At 62.6% G+C, this 16,265-nt stretch carries 17 protein-coding genes and 1 pseudogene; 7 read left to right on the top strand and 11 right to left on the bottom strand.

Annotation, left to right across the window (positions count from 1 at the left end):
• Positions 1 to 65: 65 nt before the first annotated feature.
• The gene (locus AC07XM_RS02235; protein ID WP_095114875.1) at positions 66 to 1,001 is read left to right on the top strand and encodes a LysR family transcriptional regulator; all 936 of its coding nucleotides are present in this window, start codon (positions 66 to 68) and stop codon (positions 999 to 1,001) included.
• Here AC07XM_RS02235 and AC07XM_RS02230 read toward each other — a convergent pair.
• Positions 971 to 2,182 (bottom strand): MFS transporter, encoded by a 1,212-nt coding sequence (locus AC07XM_RS02230; protein WP_095114874.1) that lies wholly within the window; start codon positions 2,180 to 2,182, stop codon positions 971 to 973. The two genes, AC07XM_RS02235 and AC07XM_RS02230, sit on opposite strands and share 31 nt — an antisense overlap.
• 194 nt (positions 2,183 to 2,376) lie before the next feature.
• Here AC07XM_RS02230 and AC07XM_RS02225 point away from each other — a divergent pair, with 194 nt between their 5' ends.
• Positions 2,377 to 3,750 carry an 8-oxoguanine deaminase gene (locus AC07XM_RS02225; protein WP_016486098.1) on the top strand — a complete coding sequence of 458 codons (1,374 nt, stop codon included), beginning with the start codon at positions 2,377 to 2,379 and terminating at the stop codon, positions 3,748 to 3,750.
• A gap of 121 nt (positions 3,751 to 3,871) precedes the next feature.
• A complete protein-coding gene (locus tag AC07XM_RS02220; RefSeq protein WP_102689904.1) occupies positions 3,872 to 5,377 on the top strand; it encodes a nucleobase:cation symporter-2 family protein in 1,506 nt (501 codons plus the stop codon).
• A 48-nt stretch (positions 5,378 to 5,425) separates the two neighbouring features.
• On the opposite strand, the gene AC07XM_RS02215 is transcribed toward AC07XM_RS02220, so the two are convergent.
• Positions 5,426 to 6,157 carry an SDR family oxidoreductase gene (locus AC07XM_RS02215; protein ID WP_060516338.1) on the bottom strand — a complete coding sequence of 244 codons (732 nt, stop codon included), beginning with the start codon at positions 6,155 to 6,157 and terminating at the stop codon, positions 5,426 to 5,428.
• Between the two features lie 122 nt (positions 6,158 to 6,279).
• Here AC07XM_RS02215 and AC07XM_RS02210 point away from each other — a divergent pair, with 122 nt between their 5' ends.
• Positions 6,280 to 7,056: a LysR family transcriptional regulator gene (locus AC07XM_RS02210; protein ID WP_016486095.1), complete on the top strand. Its 777-nt coding sequence runs from the start codon at positions 6,280 to 6,282 to the stop codon at positions 7,054 to 7,056.
• 28 nt (positions 7,057 to 7,084) lie between these two features.
• Here the strand turns inward: AC07XM_RS02210 and AC07XM_RS02205 are convergent.
• The 7 genes and pseudogenes from AC07XM_RS02205 to AC07XM_RS02175 all read right to left on the bottom strand — a co-directional run bounded on the left by AC07XM_RS02205 (position 7,085) and on the right by AC07XM_RS02175 (position 12,877).
• Positions 7,085 to 8,502: pseudogene (locus AC07XM_RS02205) on the bottom strand (MFS transporter).
• A 95-nt stretch (positions 8,503 to 8,597) separates the two neighbouring features.
• Entirely contained in the window at positions 8,598 to 9,035 is a 438-nt protein-coding gene (aroQ, locus tag AC07XM_RS02200; protein ID WP_102689903.1) for a type II 3-dehydroquinate dehydratase, read from the bottom strand.
• A gap of 3 nt (positions 9,036 to 9,038) precedes the next feature.
• On the bottom strand, positions 9,039 to 9,857 hold the full coding sequence (gene aroE, locus AC07XM_RS02195) for a shikimate dehydrogenase (RefSeq protein ID WP_016486093.1): 819 nt from the start codon (positions 9,855 to 9,857) through the stop codon (positions 9,039 to 9,041).
• Positions 9,854 to 11,086 carry a CaiB/BaiF CoA transferase family protein gene (locus AC07XM_RS02190; protein WP_023047296.1) on the bottom strand — a complete coding sequence of 411 codons (1,233 nt, stop codon included), beginning with the start codon at positions 11,084 to 11,086 and terminating at the stop codon, positions 9,854 to 9,856. Before AC07XM_RS02190 ends, aroE begins: the two co-directional genes overlap by 4 nt.
• Positions 11,083 to 11,538 carry a MaoC family dehydratase gene (locus AC07XM_RS02185; protein ID WP_016486091.1) on the bottom strand — a complete coding sequence of 152 codons (456 nt, stop codon included), beginning with the start codon at positions 11,536 to 11,538 and terminating at the stop codon, positions 11,083 to 11,085. Before AC07XM_RS02185 ends, AC07XM_RS02190 begins: the two co-directional genes overlap by 4 nt.
• A complete protein-coding gene (locus AC07XM_RS02180) occupies positions 11,535 to 11,933 on the bottom strand; it encodes a VOC family protein (protein WP_016486090.1) in 399 nt (132 codons plus the stop codon). The genes AC07XM_RS02185 and AC07XM_RS02180 overlap by 4 nt, the downstream gene beginning before the upstream one ends.
• Positions 11,930 to 12,877 carry a ketopantoate reductase family protein gene (locus AC07XM_RS02175; protein WP_016486089.1) on the bottom strand — a complete coding sequence of 316 codons (948 nt, stop codon included), beginning with the start codon at positions 12,875 to 12,877 and terminating at the stop codon, positions 11,930 to 11,932. The genes AC07XM_RS02180 and AC07XM_RS02175 overlap by 4 nt, the downstream gene beginning before the upstream one ends.
• 93 nt (positions 12,878 to 12,970) lie before the next feature.
• On the opposite strand from AC07XM_RS02175, the gene AC07XM_RS02170 reads away from it, so the two are divergent.
• The gene (locus tag AC07XM_RS02170; protein WP_016486088.1) at positions 12,971 to 13,879 is read left to right on the top strand and encodes a LysR family transcriptional regulator; all 909 of its coding nucleotides are present in this window, start codon (positions 12,971 to 12,973) and stop codon (positions 13,877 to 13,879) included.
• A gap of 14 nt (positions 13,880 to 13,893) precedes the next feature.
• Here AC07XM_RS02170 and AC07XM_RS02165 read toward each other — a convergent pair whose 3' ends face one another.
• On the bottom strand, positions 13,894 to 14,385 hold the full coding sequence (locus tag AC07XM_RS02165; protein ID WP_016486087.1) for a GNAT family N-acetyltransferase: 492 nt from the start codon (positions 14,383 to 14,385) through the stop codon (positions 13,894 to 13,896).
• A 183-nt stretch (positions 14,386 to 14,568) separates the two neighbouring features.
• Here AC07XM_RS02165 and AC07XM_RS02160 point away from each other — a divergent pair, with 183 nt between their 5' ends.
• The gene (locus tag AC07XM_RS02160) at positions 14,569 to 15,159 is read left to right on the top strand and encodes a biliverdin-producing heme oxygenase (RefSeq protein ID WP_016486086.1); all 591 of its coding nucleotides are present in this window, start codon (positions 14,569 to 14,571) and stop codon (positions 15,157 to 15,159) included.
• A gap of 204 nt (positions 15,160 to 15,363) precedes the next feature.
• Positions 15,364 to 15,738, top strand: coding sequence for a hypothetical protein (locus tag AC07XM_RS02155; RefSeq protein WP_031311767.1), 375 nt, complete (start codon positions 15,364 to 15,366; stop codon positions 15,736 to 15,738).
• 232 nt (positions 15,739 to 15,970) lie between these two features.
• On the opposite strand, the gene AC07XM_RS02150 is transcribed toward AC07XM_RS02155, so the two are convergent.
• Positions 15,971 to 16,129: a DUF2986 domain-containing protein gene (locus AC07XM_RS02150; protein ID WP_016486084.1), complete on the bottom strand. Its 159-nt coding sequence runs from the start codon at positions 16,127 to 16,129 to the stop codon at positions 15,971 to 15,973.
• Positions 16,130 to 16,265: the final 136 nt, after the last annotated feature.

The following is a 16,265-nucleotide window of genomic DNA, read 5'->3' as shown; positions in this document are numbered from 1 at the left end:
ATTTCCTTGTCAGCATTCAATATGCTCCACTGACAATGGAAATAAATTCATCAAAAAGGCCGGTCATGCACTCCTCCGAACGCCTCAAAGGCATTGATGTATTCGTTGCCGTCGCTGATCTGGGCAGCTTCACGGCAGCCGCAGAGCGGCTCAGCCTCACCAGTTCGGCCATCAGCAAAAGCGTGGCCCGGCTCGAGGCCCGCCTGGGGGCACGCCTGTTCAACCGCACCACACGCACCTTGTCGCTCAGCGAGGCTGGCGTCATCTTCTACCGCACCTGCACCTCGGTCCTGGCCGACCTGGAAGAGGTCGAGCACGCGCTGGTCAACCGCGACAACGAACCCCATGGCAAAGTCCGCATAGAACTGCCAGCCTCATACGGCCGCCTGCATGTGCTGCCGCTGATCCTTGACTTCATTCGCCTACACCCTTTGCTGCAGCCGCACGTGTCGTTTTCTGACCGCTTTGTCGACCCGGTACACGAGGGCATCGATATCGTGGTGCGCATCGGTGGCCCGGATGCCTGGCCGGCGGCGCTCGGCCACCAGTATTTTGGCGCCCAGCGCCTGATGTTCTGTGCCGCACCCGCCTACCTCGAAAAGCACGGCGTACCGCAAGACGAACGCGACCTTGAACACCACCACTGCGTCGGCTACGGGCATACCGACGGCAGGGTCAGCCCCTGGTTCTTCAAGGGCCGCCAAGCTGGCGAAATGGAACGCCGCACCGTACAGCCGCGCATCGCGGTAGGCGACGGCGAAGGGGAAGTTGCAGCGGTGCTGGCCGGTCATGGCATTGGCCAGCTACCTACCTGGCTGACCCAGCAACACCTCGATCAAGGGCGCCTGGTCGAAGTGTTGCCCGCGCTGGCCACCGACGGCCTGCCGATGAACCTGGTGTGGCTCAAAAGCCGCGAGGGGCTACCCAAGGTCCGCGCGCTGCTGGACTACCTGCTGCCTCGGCTGACGCCTCATGGTACGCGGGCAAGCGATGCGCGCTGATGCGCAAGGCTGGCGACCAGCGGTACAAGCCCCAGCGCTACCAGCGCCACGCCTGCGGCAACATAGCCCAGGTATTCGATACCCAGGCCAGGGATGGTCAAGCCACCGAGTACAGCGCCCAAGCCAATCCCCGCATTGGCCGCGGACACATTGGTGCTACCGGCCAAGGCTTGGGCATGCGTCACAGCACCCATCACCCGCACCTGGCTAACGGGGTACAGCGCTGTGTTGGCCACACCCCACACCCCCAGTGCCAGGCAGAACACCAGACCTGCATGGGCCAACGGCACGATTGCCGCCATGCCGATGGCCAGCAGCACCAGAAACAGCGCCGTCGCCCTGAGCGGTGAACGGTCCACCGCCCGCCCACCCATCCAGTTGCCGAGCAGGCCCACCGCGCCAAAGCCCATCAGCCACCAACCGGTGTGCGCGGGTGGTACACCCGCCACCCGCTGCAGCAGCTCGGCCAGGTAGCTGTAGCCTGTGAACATCGCGGTGAACACCACCACCGAAAGCAGCACATTGGCGAGGAAAAAGCGCTCTTTGAAAATGCGTGCCTGCTGCATGAAGTCGACTTTTGCCGCGCGTGCAACGTGCGGCATCCACACCCACATGGCCAGTGCCATCAGCAACGACAGGGCGGCCAGTACCCAGAATGCGCCACGCCAACCCACGGCATTGGACGCCACGGTGCCCAGCGGAATACCCAGCAACATCGCCGCCGAGATGCCCAGGTACACCTTGGAAATGGCTTGCCCTGCTTTATCAGGCTCGGCCAACTGGCCGGCCGTTTCACTGGCCGTGCCCCAGAACACCGGCAACGCCAGTGCCGGCACGACCCGCGCGATGGCCAGCACCCAGAAACTGGTCGAGGCCGCAGCCAATGCATTGGCTGCGGCAAATACCAGCAGAATGGTGATGAATAACCGCTTGCGGTCCAGGTGCGCCAATGCCGCCGTCAGGAATGGGCCGGCTAGCATCACAGTAAAGGCAAACAGCGTGACCAACTGGCCCGCCATCGAAATGGAAACCCCCAGGTCCTGGCTGAGCGCGGGCAACAAGCCGACAATCAAGAACTCGGTGGTGACGATCAAAAAGGCCGAAAAGGCAAGGATCGCGACGCTGATTGCAGCAGTACGGCCGGTGGCAGTAGCCCCAAGGCGGGGTTCAAAAGCAGACATCAAAACAGGCTCCAGAAAAGATGCTGCCAGTCTATTGGTAAATAAAATTCCTATTTTTGGTTATTTTTCACGAATTGAATGAATCAAGATCATCAATTGCAGTTGAATGTATACAACTTACAGGTTTCCTGATTACATTATCCCTCGCCTACGACCTCGGTAATCGCCAAGGCGTATTGCAACGGGCTTAAGCCATGTTATCTGCAACCGGTAAGCAAACCCTCCTCGTCAAAAACGCCGCACTTCTGGTCACCATGGACGGCGAACGCCGCGAGATCAAGAACGGCGGCCTGTACATCGAAGACAACCTGATCACCCAGGTCGGCCCCACCGACACCCTGCCACAACAGGCCGACGTGGTCCTCGACATGGCCGGCAAAGTGGTCATCCCAGGCCTGGTCAACACCCACCACCACATGTATCAGAGCCTCACTCGCGTGGTGCCGGCAGCCCAGGACGGTGAGCTGTTCAACTGGCTGACCAACCTGTACCCGATCTGGGCGCGCCTGACCCCTGAGATGATCGCGGTGTCGACCCAGACCGCCATGGCCGAACTGATCCTGTCGGGCTGCACCACCTCCAGCGACCACCTGTACATCTACCCCAACGGCTGCAAGCTGGACGACAGCATCCACGCCGCCGCCGAGATCGGCATGCGCTTCCACGCCGCGCGCGGCAGCATGAGCGTGGGCCAGAGCCAGGGCGGCCTGCCGCCGGACGCGGTGGTGGAAAAGGAAGCTGACATCCTCAAGGAATCCCAACGCCTGATCGAGGACTACCACGATGCCAGCCACGGCTCGATGCGCCGCATCGTGGTAGCACCCTGCTCACCCTTCTCGGTCAGCCGTGACCTGATGCGCGAAGCCGCCGTGCTGGCACGCCACTATGGCGTGTCGCTGCACACTCACTTGGCTGAGAACATGAACGACATCGCCTACAGCCGCGAAAAGTTCGGCATGACCCCTGCCGAGTACGCCGAGGACCTCGGCTGGGTCGGTCACGACGTATGGCATGCCCACTGCGTGCAGCTCGACCAGCACGGCATCGAGCTGTTCGCCCGCACCGGCACCGGCGTCGCCCACTGCCCATGCTCGAACATGCGCCTGGCCTCGGGCATTGCCCCGATACGCAAGATGCGCGACCACGGCGTACCGGTGGGCCTTGGGGTCGACGGCTCTGCCTCCAACGACGGCGCCAGCATGATCGGTGAAGTGCGCCAGGCCCTGCTGCTGCAGCGGGTAGGCTTCGGCCCCGACGCCATGACCGCCCGCGAAGCACTGGAAATCGCCACCCTCGGCGGCGCCAAGGTGCTCAACCGCAACGACATCGGCGCCCTGGCCCCGGGCATGGTCGCCGACTTCGTCGCCTTCGACCTCGGCCACGTCGCCTATGCCGGTGGCCACCACGACCCGCTGGCGGCACTGGTGTTCTGCACCCCGACCCAGGTGCACACCAGCGTGATCAACGGCCGCGTCGTGGTGAAAGACGGCCAGTTGGCCACCGTCGACCTGCCACGCGTGCTGGAGCGCCACAACCAGCTGGCACACCAGTTGGTCAGCGGCAACTGATGGACCCGGGCTGCTGCGGCCAAGACCGGTTGCAGTAGCCCACGCCTCCCACTCAAAACTCAACGAATGCGACTGAGACCGTGCTGTTAGACGCATAAAACAATAAAGCGAGCTACTCACCATGACTTCTCCCGCTTCCCCTCGTCCCGAAGACGAGAACCTCGGCGTGGGCGCCAACCTGGCCTATGGCCTGCAACATGTGCTGACCATGTACGGCGGCATGATCGCCGTACCGCTGATCATCGGCCAGGCCGCAGGCCTCAGCGCTGGCGATGTCGGCCTGCTGATTGCCGCCTCGTTGTTCGCCGGTGGCCTGGCGACATTGCTGCAGACCTTGGGCATTCCCTTCTTCGGCTGCCGCTTGCCGCTGGTGCAGGGGGTTTCCTTTGCCAGCGTCGCCACCATGGTTGCGATCATCGGCAATGACGGCACCGGCGGCATGCAGGTGGTGTTCGGCGCGGTAATCGTGTCATCACTGGTCGGCCTGCTGATCACGCCGCTGTTCTCGCGCATCATCAAGTACTTCCCACCGCTGGTGACAGGCATCGTCATCACCACCATCGGCCTGACCCTGATGCCGGTTACCGCGCGCTGGGCCATGGGCGGCAACAGCCAGGCCGCCGACTTCGGCAGCCCGGCAAACATCGGCCTGGCGGCGTTCACCCTGGCCTCGGTACTGCTGCTGAGCAAGCTGGGCAGTGCCAGCCTGTCGCGCCTGTCGATCTTGCTGGCAATCGTGATCGGCACGCTGGCCGCGATGGCCACCGGCATGGCCGATTTCTCCCAGGCGCTGCAAGGGCGGTGGGTGGCCATGCCCGAAGTGCTGCACTTTGGCGCCCCGCAGTTCCAGGTAGCAGCGATACTGTCGATGCTTATCGTCATTGTGGTGACCATGGTGGAGACTTCGGCAGACATCCTGGCCGTAGGTGAAATCATCGGCACCCCGGTGGACTCCAAACGGCTGGGCAATGGCCTGCGGGCCGACATGATCTCCAGCGCCTTGGCGCCGTTGTTCGGCTCGTTCACGCAAAGTGCCTTCGCGCAGAACGTCGGCCTGGTCGCCGTGACAGGGGTCAAGAGCCGCTACGTGGTGGCCAGCGCCGGCCTGATCCTGGTCACGCTGGGGCTGCTGCCGGTCATGGGCAGACTGGTGGCCGCGGTACCTACCGCCGTACTCGGTGGTGCCGGGCTGGTGCTGTTCGGCACGGTCGCAGCCAGCGGCATCCGCACCCTGGCCCAGGTGGACTACCGCAACAACATGAACCTGATCATTGTCGCCACCTCGATCGGCTTTGGCATGATCCCGATCGCGGCGCCGGGCTTCTATCACCACTTCCCGACCTGGTTCGAGACCATTTTCCACTCCGGCATCAGCTCGGCGGCGATCATGGCGATTCTGCTCAACTTGCTGTTCAACCACCTGCGCGCCGGCAACTCCGACCAACAGTCGGTCTTTGTCGCTGCCAGCGAACGCACCCTGCGCTACCGGGATATCGCCGGGCTGAATGAAGGTGATGTGTTCCGTGATGGCAAGCTGTATGACCGCCATGGCAACGAGGTGCCGATCATGGAGCCTGATGAGGGGCATTTGAAACCGGTCAAGGTGCCAGTGGCGCACATGCACTGACAGCACATCTCTAAAGCCTGGCGCGGCCTTATGTCGCGATCGGGCCAGTCATTGCTGCTGGCGGGTAGCGCACACCACGATTTCGCGGATGCACACGGACTGCGGCTGGCCATAGGCGAAACCGATGGTCTCGGCAATGGTCTCGGCCGTGAGCACCCCGCCCATCTCCTGCTTCCAGTCGTTGTAGCCTGCCTTGATGGCGGCATCGGTCGTGTGGCTGAGCAGTTCGGTGTCGACTGCGCCCGGCTCGATGGTGATTACCCGCACGTTGCTCGGGGCCAGTTCTTCACGCAGGTTTTCCGACAGGCCGGTTACGGCGAACTTGGTCCCGACGTAGGCGACATGGTTGGGGAAGGCCTTGCGCCCGGCCACGGAACTCACGTTGATGATGGTGCCCTGCCTGCGCTCGACCATGCCACTGGCGACCGCATGGATCCCGTTGAGCAGGCCACGCACGTTGACGTCGAGCATACGGTCCCACTGCTCTGGGTCCTGGGTAGCGATATTGCCCAGCAGCATCACGCCGGCATTGTTGATGATCGCGTCTACCGGGCCGAAGCGCGTCTCGGCTTCAGCAACGGCTGCCAGCACAGCCGCGCGGTCGGTGACATCGACCGCCAGCGCCAGGCTGTTGGGCAGCTGCAGTTGTTGCATGGGTGCCAGACGGCGGGACAGCAGCAACAGGGCGTGGCCACGGCTGGACAGCAGCTTGGCGGTGGCCAGGCCGATGCCGGAGCTGGCTCCGGTAATGACTACCAAAGGTTTATGGGTGTGGGTCATGGTCGCCATCCTGTTATCCGATTTGCCTATGGGTTAGAAGTAGAGCAAGTATAAAAGCGGCTTTTTCTTGCGAAAAATGGGAAATTCTTTTCGCAGCCATCGGCATCACTTATGGGTACCTCATGGATTATCGCCAGCTTCGCGCCTTCATCGCCGTGTTCGAAGAACGCAACATCACCGCCGCCGCGCGTTCGATACACCTCAGCCAACCGGCGCTTTCCGGTAGCATCAGGGCACTGGAGCAGGCGCTGGGCACCACGCTGTTCGTGCGCCAGGCCCGCGGCGTCGAGGTGACCGAGGATGCCCGCGCGCTGTACCCCGAAGCGCAGCGCATGGTCGCCGACGCCAACCGCCTGCTCGGCCGTTTCAAAGGCGATCGTGAACGTGCGCCGTTGCAGATCGGTGTGGAGCAGGACGTGAGTGCCGCTGTGCTGGGCCAGGTGGTGCTGGCAGCGGCGGGCATTCAGCCCCCGGTGCGCCTGCAACTGGTGAGCGGCTGCATGGGCGAGGTGCGGCTGGCCAGCGAAGAACTGCGCTGTGAAGATGAGTTGTTTCTGCCACTGCACAGCGACCCGTTCGTGCTCGCGGTTGCGCACCAAACAACAACTACTCAAGCGCGCTGGGTCACCTGCCCCGCACAGCCCAGCCATCAGCGCCTGCAACCTTTCTACAGCGGTATTCTGGTCGCAGAAGCAGACACCTTTGCCCTGGCTCTGGAGCTGGTTGCCGCAGGCGTGGGTGCCGCGATCGTGCCGGAGTCACTTGCCACCGAACACCGCGGTGTGCGCATCGAGCCAATGCCGCAGCTCGACCTGCGCCGGCGTATCGGCCTGTGCTACTCGGCCCAGGCGCTGACGCTTGACGGCGTCATTCAGTTGCGCGATGCCTTGCAGGGTTGAGTGACCGGTACCGGCCCTGTCGCTGGTCTCAGGTGCGCAGCACCTGTTCCCCGGCGTTGCGCGGCAAGCGAATGGCATCGGCCAACGCCACACAGGCAATCAAGGCAACGCCAATCAACGCCCAGTGGAAGTCGCTGACCGTCAACCCGCCTTCGCCGCCCCGCACCATCATCGCCACACGCAGCAGCAATGCCACCACCGCAACACCCAACGCCATCGCCAGCTGGAAGCACATGCTGAATAACGTCGACGCCTCGCCCATCTGCTGCTTGGGCACTTCGGCAAAGCCGACGGCGTTGTAGGTGGTGAACTGCATCGAGCGCGAAAGCCCGCCCACGAACAACACCACAGCCATCCCGTACCACGGCATGCCTTGCTGCAAGCCCAGGCAAGCCAGAATGCAACCAACGCCAATCAGCCCGTTGACCAGCAACACGCGGCGGAAACCATAGCGGCGCAGCAAGCCGGTGGTAAACGGCTTCATCGCCAGGTTGCCAGCGAAGATCGCCAGTACCAGCAGCCCGGCATCCACCGGCGACAAGCCGAAACCAATCTGCAGCAGCAACGGGATAAGGAACGGCAAGGCACTGATCGAGAGGCGGAATAAGGTCCCACCCACGATGCTGACCCTGAACGTGGGGATAGACAAGGTATCCAGTGGCAAAAGCGGCGATGGATGCCGCTGACAATGGCGAATCGCCAACCAGGTAAGCAAGCCGCCCAGCGACACCAGTGCCAGCCCGGCGCCCAGGCTACCCCCCGCCAGAGAGCCAAGCATTTCCAGGCCGACCAGCCACGCTGCACATGCCGACGCCAGGCAAACGAACCCCAGCGTGTCGAAGCGGCGCTTTTCAGCTGACCGCGCATCAGGAATCAGTAGCCAGGCCGCCGCAATGGCCAGCAACCCGAGGGGGATGTTCAGGTAAAAGATCCAGGGCCATGACCAATGCGTGACGATCAGGCCGCCAAGCGGTGGGCCCAATACTGGCGCCACCAGGCCAGGCCAGGCCAGGTGATTACCGCGAGCATTCTCACCAGGTCTTTTTTCTCGGTTGTGCGCAGCACCACCAACCGGCCCACCGGCACCATCAGCGCACCTCCAATGCCCTGCAGTACCCGAGCCCCGACAAAGGTTTCCAGGCTGGGGGCCATACCGCACAGCAACGAAGCCACGGTAAACAGCCCGATGGCGCCAGCAAAAACCCGTCGCGGGCCATAACGGTCGGCCACCCAGCCACTGAGTGGGATGAACACCGCAACGGCCAGCAAGTAGGCACTGATGCCGATATTCAGGCTGACCGCGCTTTCACCGAAGTCACTGGCCATTTGCGGCAGTGCCGTGGCAATCACGGTGGCGTCGAGGTTTTCCATGAAGAAGGTGATAGCGACCAGCAAGGCAATGCAGGTAGCGTGGCGGGAGGTATTGGTCACTGCCGGGCTAGACACGGTAGAGCTCCTTCGGGTCGGTGATGCATCATGGGCTTTTGAGCGCACCCTGTGGGCACGGACATGCCCACGCCCACAAAAGTCGATGCCTTGGCTCAAAGCATGCGCATGGCCGCACGCAACGCCAGCAGGTAGGTCTCTACGCCAAAGCCACAGATCTGCCCCCGCACCACGTCGGCAAACACCGAATGGTGCCGGAACGGCTCCCTGGCATGGATATTGGACATATGTACTTCTACCACCGGCGCTTCGAGAATGGCCAGTGCGTCGCGAATACCATAGCTGTAATGCGTCCACGCCCCGGCATTGATCAGCACCGCATCCACCCGTTCTTCAAACGCCTGGTGGATTCGCTCGCACATGGCGCCTTCAAAGTTGGTCTGGAAGCTCTCGACCCGCGCCCCCTGTTCCTCGCCCAGCGCACGCAAGGCCTGGTCGATATCGGCCAGCGTGGCCGTACCGTACTGGCGCGGGTCGCGTTTGCCGAACATGTTGTGGTTGATGCCGTGCAGCATCAGGACATTGGCGACCATGCCTTACTCCAGCGGGATCGTCAGGCGATCAATCACCGCACGCGTATCGGGCCGCACCCCGCGCCACCAGGCAAACGCTTCTGCCGCCTGTTCGACCAGCATGCCCACGCCGTCGGCCAGGTGTGTCACACCCCGCTCCCCGGCCAGGCGCAGGAAAGGCGTGAGGCCTTTGCCATACGCCAGTTCGTAGGCCAGCCGCGTGCCGCCAAGTACCCCGCCAGGTAACGGCGGCTGTTCACCGACAAGGCTGGCAGAAGTGGCATTGATCACGATGTCGAACGTTTGCCCTTCCAGCGCTTCGTAACGGCTGATACGCAACCTTGGGTGATCCAGCTCGTTGCGCAGCGCCAGGGCTTTGCTCATGTCGCGATTGGCAAGTACCAGCTCGCTGGGCCCAGCCTGCAGGAAGGGCAGTAACGCGCCACGAACCGCACCACCGGCGCCGAGCATCAGCACCCGACGGTTGCGCAGCGGCTCACCGAGGTTCTCTTCGATATCCCGCAGCAAGCCGATGCCATCGAAGTTCTCGGCGAAGATATGGCCATCCTCGAACTTTAGCGCATTGGCCGCCCGCGCCAGCTCAGCCCGCTCGCTGCGCCGGTCGGCAAGCTCGAAGGCGCGCAGCTTGAATGGCGCTGTGATATTCATGCCCCGCCCGCCAGCACTGCAAAATTGCAGTACCTGGGTCTCGAAACCCTCGAGCTCGCCCTCGATCGCGCCGTACTCCAGGGTCTGACCGCTGGCCTGGGCAAACAGGCCGTGGATCAACGGGGATTTAGTGTGGTTGATCGGTCGGCCAATCACTGCATAGCGGTCGCTCATCGTGCATCTCCGTGGGTGAACAGCACACCGGCCGCTTGCATGGCGGTGATTTCTTCGGGACTGAAGCCAAGCCCCGCAGCGACCTCGGCATTGTGCTGGCCAAGGTCCGGGGCAACCTGATGGATCGTGGTATCGCAGTCAGAAAAGCGGAACGGCAGATTGGGCAGGCGCAAGGTGCCGTAGCGCGGGTGCTGCTGTTCGATGACCATGTTGCGAGCCTGAATCTGCGGATCGGCCAGCACTTCATCAATGCGTTGCACTTTGGCGCTGGGAATGTCGATGCCATCGAGCAGCTGCAAGATGTCGGCGACCCGACGCACGCCGACCCAATCCCGGACTACCGCCAGAATCGCCTCGCGGTGTGCATTGCGGCCATTGAGCTTATGGTAGCGGCCATCGCTACCGAACCCAGGCGGGCCGCCATTGGCCTCGACCATGGCGGCGAAGCGCTGCCAGGCGTCGTCGACCTGAGCGGCGATGACCAGGTCGCCATCGGCTGCGCGGAAGACGCCATACAGGGTCGAGGTCGGCATGTCATGGCCGGTCTGCTCGGGTAGCACTGTGCCCTGCGACAACGTGTAGCACTGCACCGCATACTCGTGCATCGACACCAGCGTGTCGTACAGGGCCATGTCGATATGTTGTCCGCGTCCAGAGCTGACCCTGCCCAGCAACGCCGCGTTGATCGCCGCTACAGCATGGATACCGGTGTACATGTCGCCAAGGGAAATGCGCAGCAACGGCGGCGCTTCGCCCGGCACGCCAACCATCTGCATGATGCCGCTCTTGGCTTCGGCGATCAGCCCGAAGCCGGCGCGGTGGGCATCAGGCCCGGTGTGGCCGTAGGCGGAGATCGAGCAGTAAACCAGACGCGGGTTACGCGCCGACAGCTCGGCATAACCAAGGCCAAGCTTGTCCAGGGCACCTGGACGATAGTTCTCGATGAACACGTCGGCCGAATCAGTCAGGCGTTGCATGAAGGCTTTGCCACGCGGGTCCTTCATGTTGACGCTGACGCCCTGCTTGCCCATGTTCAACTGCAGGAAGTAGCCGCTCTGCTGCTCGTCCAGGGTAAACGCATGCTGGCGCCCGGCATCGCCGCTGCCCGGCCGTTCGACCTTGATCACCTCGGCCCCCAGCGCGGCCAGGCAGCGGCCCACATAAGGGCCGGCGAGGAAGTGGCTGTAGTCGATGACGCGGATACCCGCCAAAGGCAACGCCTGGCTCATGCTTCTGCCCTCCTTGGCACCATCAGGCGGTGCTCACCGCGCTGCACGACTTCGCCATTCTGGTTGATCAGTTCCGACGGCAAAACCACGATGCCCCAGCCCGGGCGACTTTTGCTGGGACGCATCGACCCCACGCGCATGCGTACCTGCAGCACATCGTTGACCTTGATCGGCAGTACGAAATCCCACGTCCAACCCAGCGACATGCCTGGCACGAAGCGGTATTGGCATTGGGTCTTCAAGCCATCGGCGATCGACAACCCGAACAAGCCGTGGGCGACCAGGCAGCCGAAATGGCTGGCATTGGCGTATTCCTCATCGACATGGACCGGGGTGTGGTCGCCGGTAAGGTCGGCGTAAGCCAGGATGCGCTCGCGGGTTACCGTGTAGGTGGGGCTGAGGCATTCATCGCCTTCGCGGGCATCGTCCCAGAATTTCTCCACTACGCTCATGCCGATACCTCCGCACGCGGGTCGATGGCCAGTGCCTGGGCGACGCAAGTGGCCGGCGAGGCCTGGATGAACTCAACTGCCAAACCGTCCGGCAGGCGCAGCCAGTTGCGGCCCTGAGGCATTTCGCTGACGCCGAAGCGCTGGGCTGCGGCAAGGGCGGCTTCGAGGTCCTCGCACATGATGCCCAGGTGGGCCATGCGCCCCTCCGGCCCGGCGAAGTCAGGCTGGTGAATGAACTGCAGGCCGCCCAGCGTCCAGTACTGCGTGGGCTGCTCGACATCGCCCTGCGCTTCTCGCAGGGCCATACCGCACACTTCGTTGAAGAAACGAATATGCCACTGAATGTCGCGCACCCAGAAGGCAACGTGTTCGAGGTAGGCTTTCGGCTGGCTCATGGGTTATCCCTTTTCTGGTGATCGGCCATCGCGCGTTCAATGCCCTTGATACAGGCCACCAAGGTCGCGTTGACGGGGGTGGCAACGCCATGGCGCTGGCCCCAGCGCACGACGGAGCCGTTGATGAAGTCGATTTCGGTGATCGAGCCTTTTTCCAGGCTCTGCAGCATCGAGGTACGGAAGCTTGCCGGCAGGCCCTCGGCGGCCAGTGCCCATGCCGCATCTGGGCTGGTAAGGCCCAGCCTGATACCGGCCCGTTGTGCAACGGCCATTGCCTCGGCCACGGCAGCCTTGGCGGTGCTCTCGAGCAACGGTTCGCTGTACAGCTGGCCATAACTGAGCATGGTGATACCGCTGAGCGCGCCGGTTGCGACATTCACCAGTAACTTGTCCCACATGGTGCCGAGGATATTGTCACTGACCGTGGTGGCCAGCCCCGCAGCATTGAAGGCCTCGGCGATGGCCTGCACGCGAGGCGTCAGTTGCCCGTCCAGTTCACCGATGTAAGTGTGCTTACCCGCCACGCCAGCTCGGATCGAACCCGGTGCCAACAACACACCGCCGACATAGGTTTTGCCCGCCAGTACTCGCGCTCTGCCGACGACCTCGGCCAGAATGTCTTCATGCCCGAGGCCGTTCTGCAGCGACAGTACCAGCGTCTGCGGCCCGAGCAGGGCCGTGGCACCGCCCATCGCTTCAGCGGTGTGGAACGACTTCACCAACACTACGACCAGGTCAACCACGCCCACGTCGTTGGCAGCGGTGGTGGCATTGACACGTACTTGCCGCTCGCCGTGTTCGTCCTGTACCTGCAAACCGTGCAGGTTGATGGCTTCGACATGCTCACGGCCACGGTTGAGCAGCCAGGTTTGGTGCCCGGCCTCACTCAACGCCGCGCCAATAGCGCAGCCCAGGGCACCGGCACCCAGAATGCAGATTTTCAAATCGCAGACCTCCTGTGGTTTGCGATTACCTTATGCAGCGTCTCCCGATCGGGCTATACAATGGCCTCAATACACCTATTGAGAATTGCAATAATGAGTGCCGCCGATGCCCTGCCCGAGCCCAAGTTGCTGCAACTGTTCGACCTGCTGTATCACTGCCGCAGCGTTACGCGTGCCGCAGAGCAGCTGGGCCAAAGCCAGCCAACCATCAGCATCTGGCTGGCCCGCCTGCGTCAGCAACTGAACGACCCGTTATTTGTCCGCACCCCCGGTGGCATGGCCCCGACTCCGCGCGCCGACCAGTTGATCGGGCCCTGCCGCGAAGTACTCGAATCGCTGCGTCGGCTGACGGCGTGGGAACCGCAATTCACACCCGCCACCGCGCAAAGACACTTTCGCCTGTGTGTCAGCGATGCCAGCCATATCACCTTGCTGCCGAGCATCCTCAACTACCTGCGCAGCCATGCCCCCGGCATTCGTCTGGAGGCGGCGCGCATCGACGGCAATAGCGAAAGTGCCCTGGAGTCGGGCGAGGCCGACCTGGCCATTGGTTTTGTGCCCTGGCTGGGAGGCGGGATGTATCAGCAGGTATTGTTCGATCAGGACTGGGTGTGCCTGAGCAATCGCCAGCACCCGCGCCTCGCCCATGGCATGAACGTGGCCCGCTACCAAGCCGAAGGCCATGTACAGATCAGCGCAGGCACCGGCCAGAAGTTGCTGGAGGCGGGGCTGGCCCGGGCGGGTATAGAGCGCCGGATCGTGCTGGATCTACCGGCGTTCCTGGGGCTGGGGATGATCGTTGGCAGCACCGACCTGGTCGCCACCCTACCAAGGCATATCGGCCAGACCCTTGCCGACATGCACGACCTGCAAGTGCACGACTGCCCATTCGCTGTGGAGGGCTTCACCGTGAAACAGCACTGGCATGCGCGCTATCACCAAGACAGTGGCAACCGCTGGCTCAGGGAAGTGATCCACGGTCTTTTCGGTCGATCGGCCTGATCCTGGCCCATGGATTACAGCGCGAGGATCATTTCATGCCAGGCCATGCCGCCATGGTCCGAAGGCGACGGTTTGACGTACTGATATCCCATCTTCTGGTACAGCGCCACATGCTGCTGCTTGCACATCAGGTGAATGGTCTGTTTGCCTGACGCCTTCATGCGGGCGATGAATTCGTCCATCAACCGCTTGGCGTAACCGTTGCCCTGGTGCGCAGGGTCCACCACCACCGACATGATCACCACGTTCGGTGCTGCCGGGTCATGGCCGACCAGTTCCTTGAAGTCTTCATCAGACATGACCACTTCGTAGGCGCAACCGCTATTGATGAAGCCGACGATTTCACCCATGTTTTCCAGGATGAGGAAGCCGTGCGGATACTGCGCGATGCGGGTGCGGATTTTTTCCAGCGTGGCCGCTTCATCTCCTTCATAGGCGCCGATTTCAATGGCGTAGCAGCGCTCGGCGTCTGCAACGGTGGGGGTACGGAACTGTAGGGTACTCATGACTGGCTCCCGGGGAACTTGAATGCGTCAGCCATGTTAAATCAGTCGCGGGCAAGCCGCTCCTATAGCCCAAGGGCTGGTGTTTTTTCGACCCACCGACGTGCGGGGCTCTCGCTCGCGCTTGCCGCCTACCCTTGCTGGCAAGCATGATTGACACATTGCCTTCTTGCCACGGATACACCCATGACAGCTGTACACTCCGACCTCTTGCAGCCGAGCCGCTGCCAACGCCTGAAAGCGGCTAGCAGCCGGGACCATGACAGCGTTGATCAACTGGTAATGGCGGCCCGGCCCTTCGAGAGCCACGAGCGTTATGGCCGCTTTCTGCAGGTGCAGCACCGTTTTCATGGCAGCCTAGTGGCGCTTTACCAGGATGACCAACTCAACCAGCGCCTGCCGGGCCTGGTGGCGCTGTCACGCTTCGCGGCAGTAGAGGACGACTTGCGTGACCTGGGCCTGTCGCTGCCAGCGCCGCCTCGACAAGTCAGCGCCAGCCCGGCCCAGGCGCTGGGATGGCTGTATTGCAGTGAAGGCTCGAACCTGGGGGCGGCGTTCCTGTTCAAGCAAACCCAGCGCCTGGGCCTGGATGGCGATCAGGGTGCCCGCCACCTGGCACCGCACCCCGATGGGCGCGCGTTGCACTGGCGCGAGTTCGTGGCCAGGCTTGATGGCCTGGTGCTGACTGACGAGCAAGAGGCCGAGGTGATTGTGGGTACGATTGCCGCGTTCGACAGTTACCGGGCACACCTGCGAGAAGTGTTCGCAAGCCAATGAACAGTAGATCGCTGCACGCGCACAGTCAGGCTTGTGGAACGTAGTGACCAGGCATCATAAATTTCTACAAGTTGTTGCTGTAGCGAACTTTTTCCCGTTTGCCGGTCTATGTGGGAGGCACAGAAAGGTAGCGGAACGCGAGACAAGGTTCGTCCACACCTGCTGGCCAGATGGCTCAATTGTTATCAGAGGTTGGCTTCGCTCATGAAAATACATGTCGCAAGGTTGGTGCTGCTCGGCCTGTTCTCGTTCGCGGCGGTGGGCACGGCATCCGCAACTCAAATGAAAGCACCGGTGGCGATGGCGCCTGCGGTTCAGTCACCGTTACAGCCTGCCGCCAACCCCTGGTCGAGGGTGGCCAGTGTAGCCAATGCACAGCCGGCCACGCTGCTGGCTCACGACGACGACCGCTGGCATGACCACAGAAGCGACTGGCGCCGTGAGCAGTGGCGGCGGGAGCAAGCCCGGCGGGACTGGGAGCGGCGGCGTGACTGGGAACGGCGCCGTGATTGGGAGCGCCGCCATGAGCGGGCCATGCACCAGCGCCACCATGGCGACTACCGTTATTACCGCCGTTGACCATCACGCCTGATGCGGGTCGCACGCTCTGTGGGACAGCTGTCTGGTGCTGCTTGATCTGGCCTCATCGCCGCCTGGCCAGCGCCCACAGGTACAGCGCAAGCTTCAGACTTATGCAGTACCTGTGAAAGCAGCCCCGGCAAGGGTTGCCGTGACGCTGAAATCTGGGGCCGCTATGCGGCCCTATCGCGACGCAAGGCCGCTCCCACAGGGTAAGTTTCCAATTCCGCTATCAGCTTTGCGCTGCATCAGGGGTATCCCCCGCCGCCTCTGCTTCCATCTTCAAGCGGTCTGCCTTGCAGATGTACTTGGGCTTGCGCGGCGCCAGTTTGGCATTGGCCTTTTTGGCATGCGCCTCCAATAGCTGCTTGATTTTCTTTCGACGATTCATAATCCACAGGGCCTGTCAGTGCGGTTTTGCAGACCACATAGTACCTGTGTGGTCGGCGTATTGCGCCAGTAAACATGGCGCCGGGTAACCGGCCAGCCCCTGTCAGTCGCCACGTTGACGTTATTTTCACACGCCG

It is taken from the genome of Pseudomonas sp. GW460-LB5, assembly GCF_059423245.1.
Note: the sequence above shows the minus strand (reverse complement) of the source record. Positions and strands in the feature narration are given on the sequence as shown.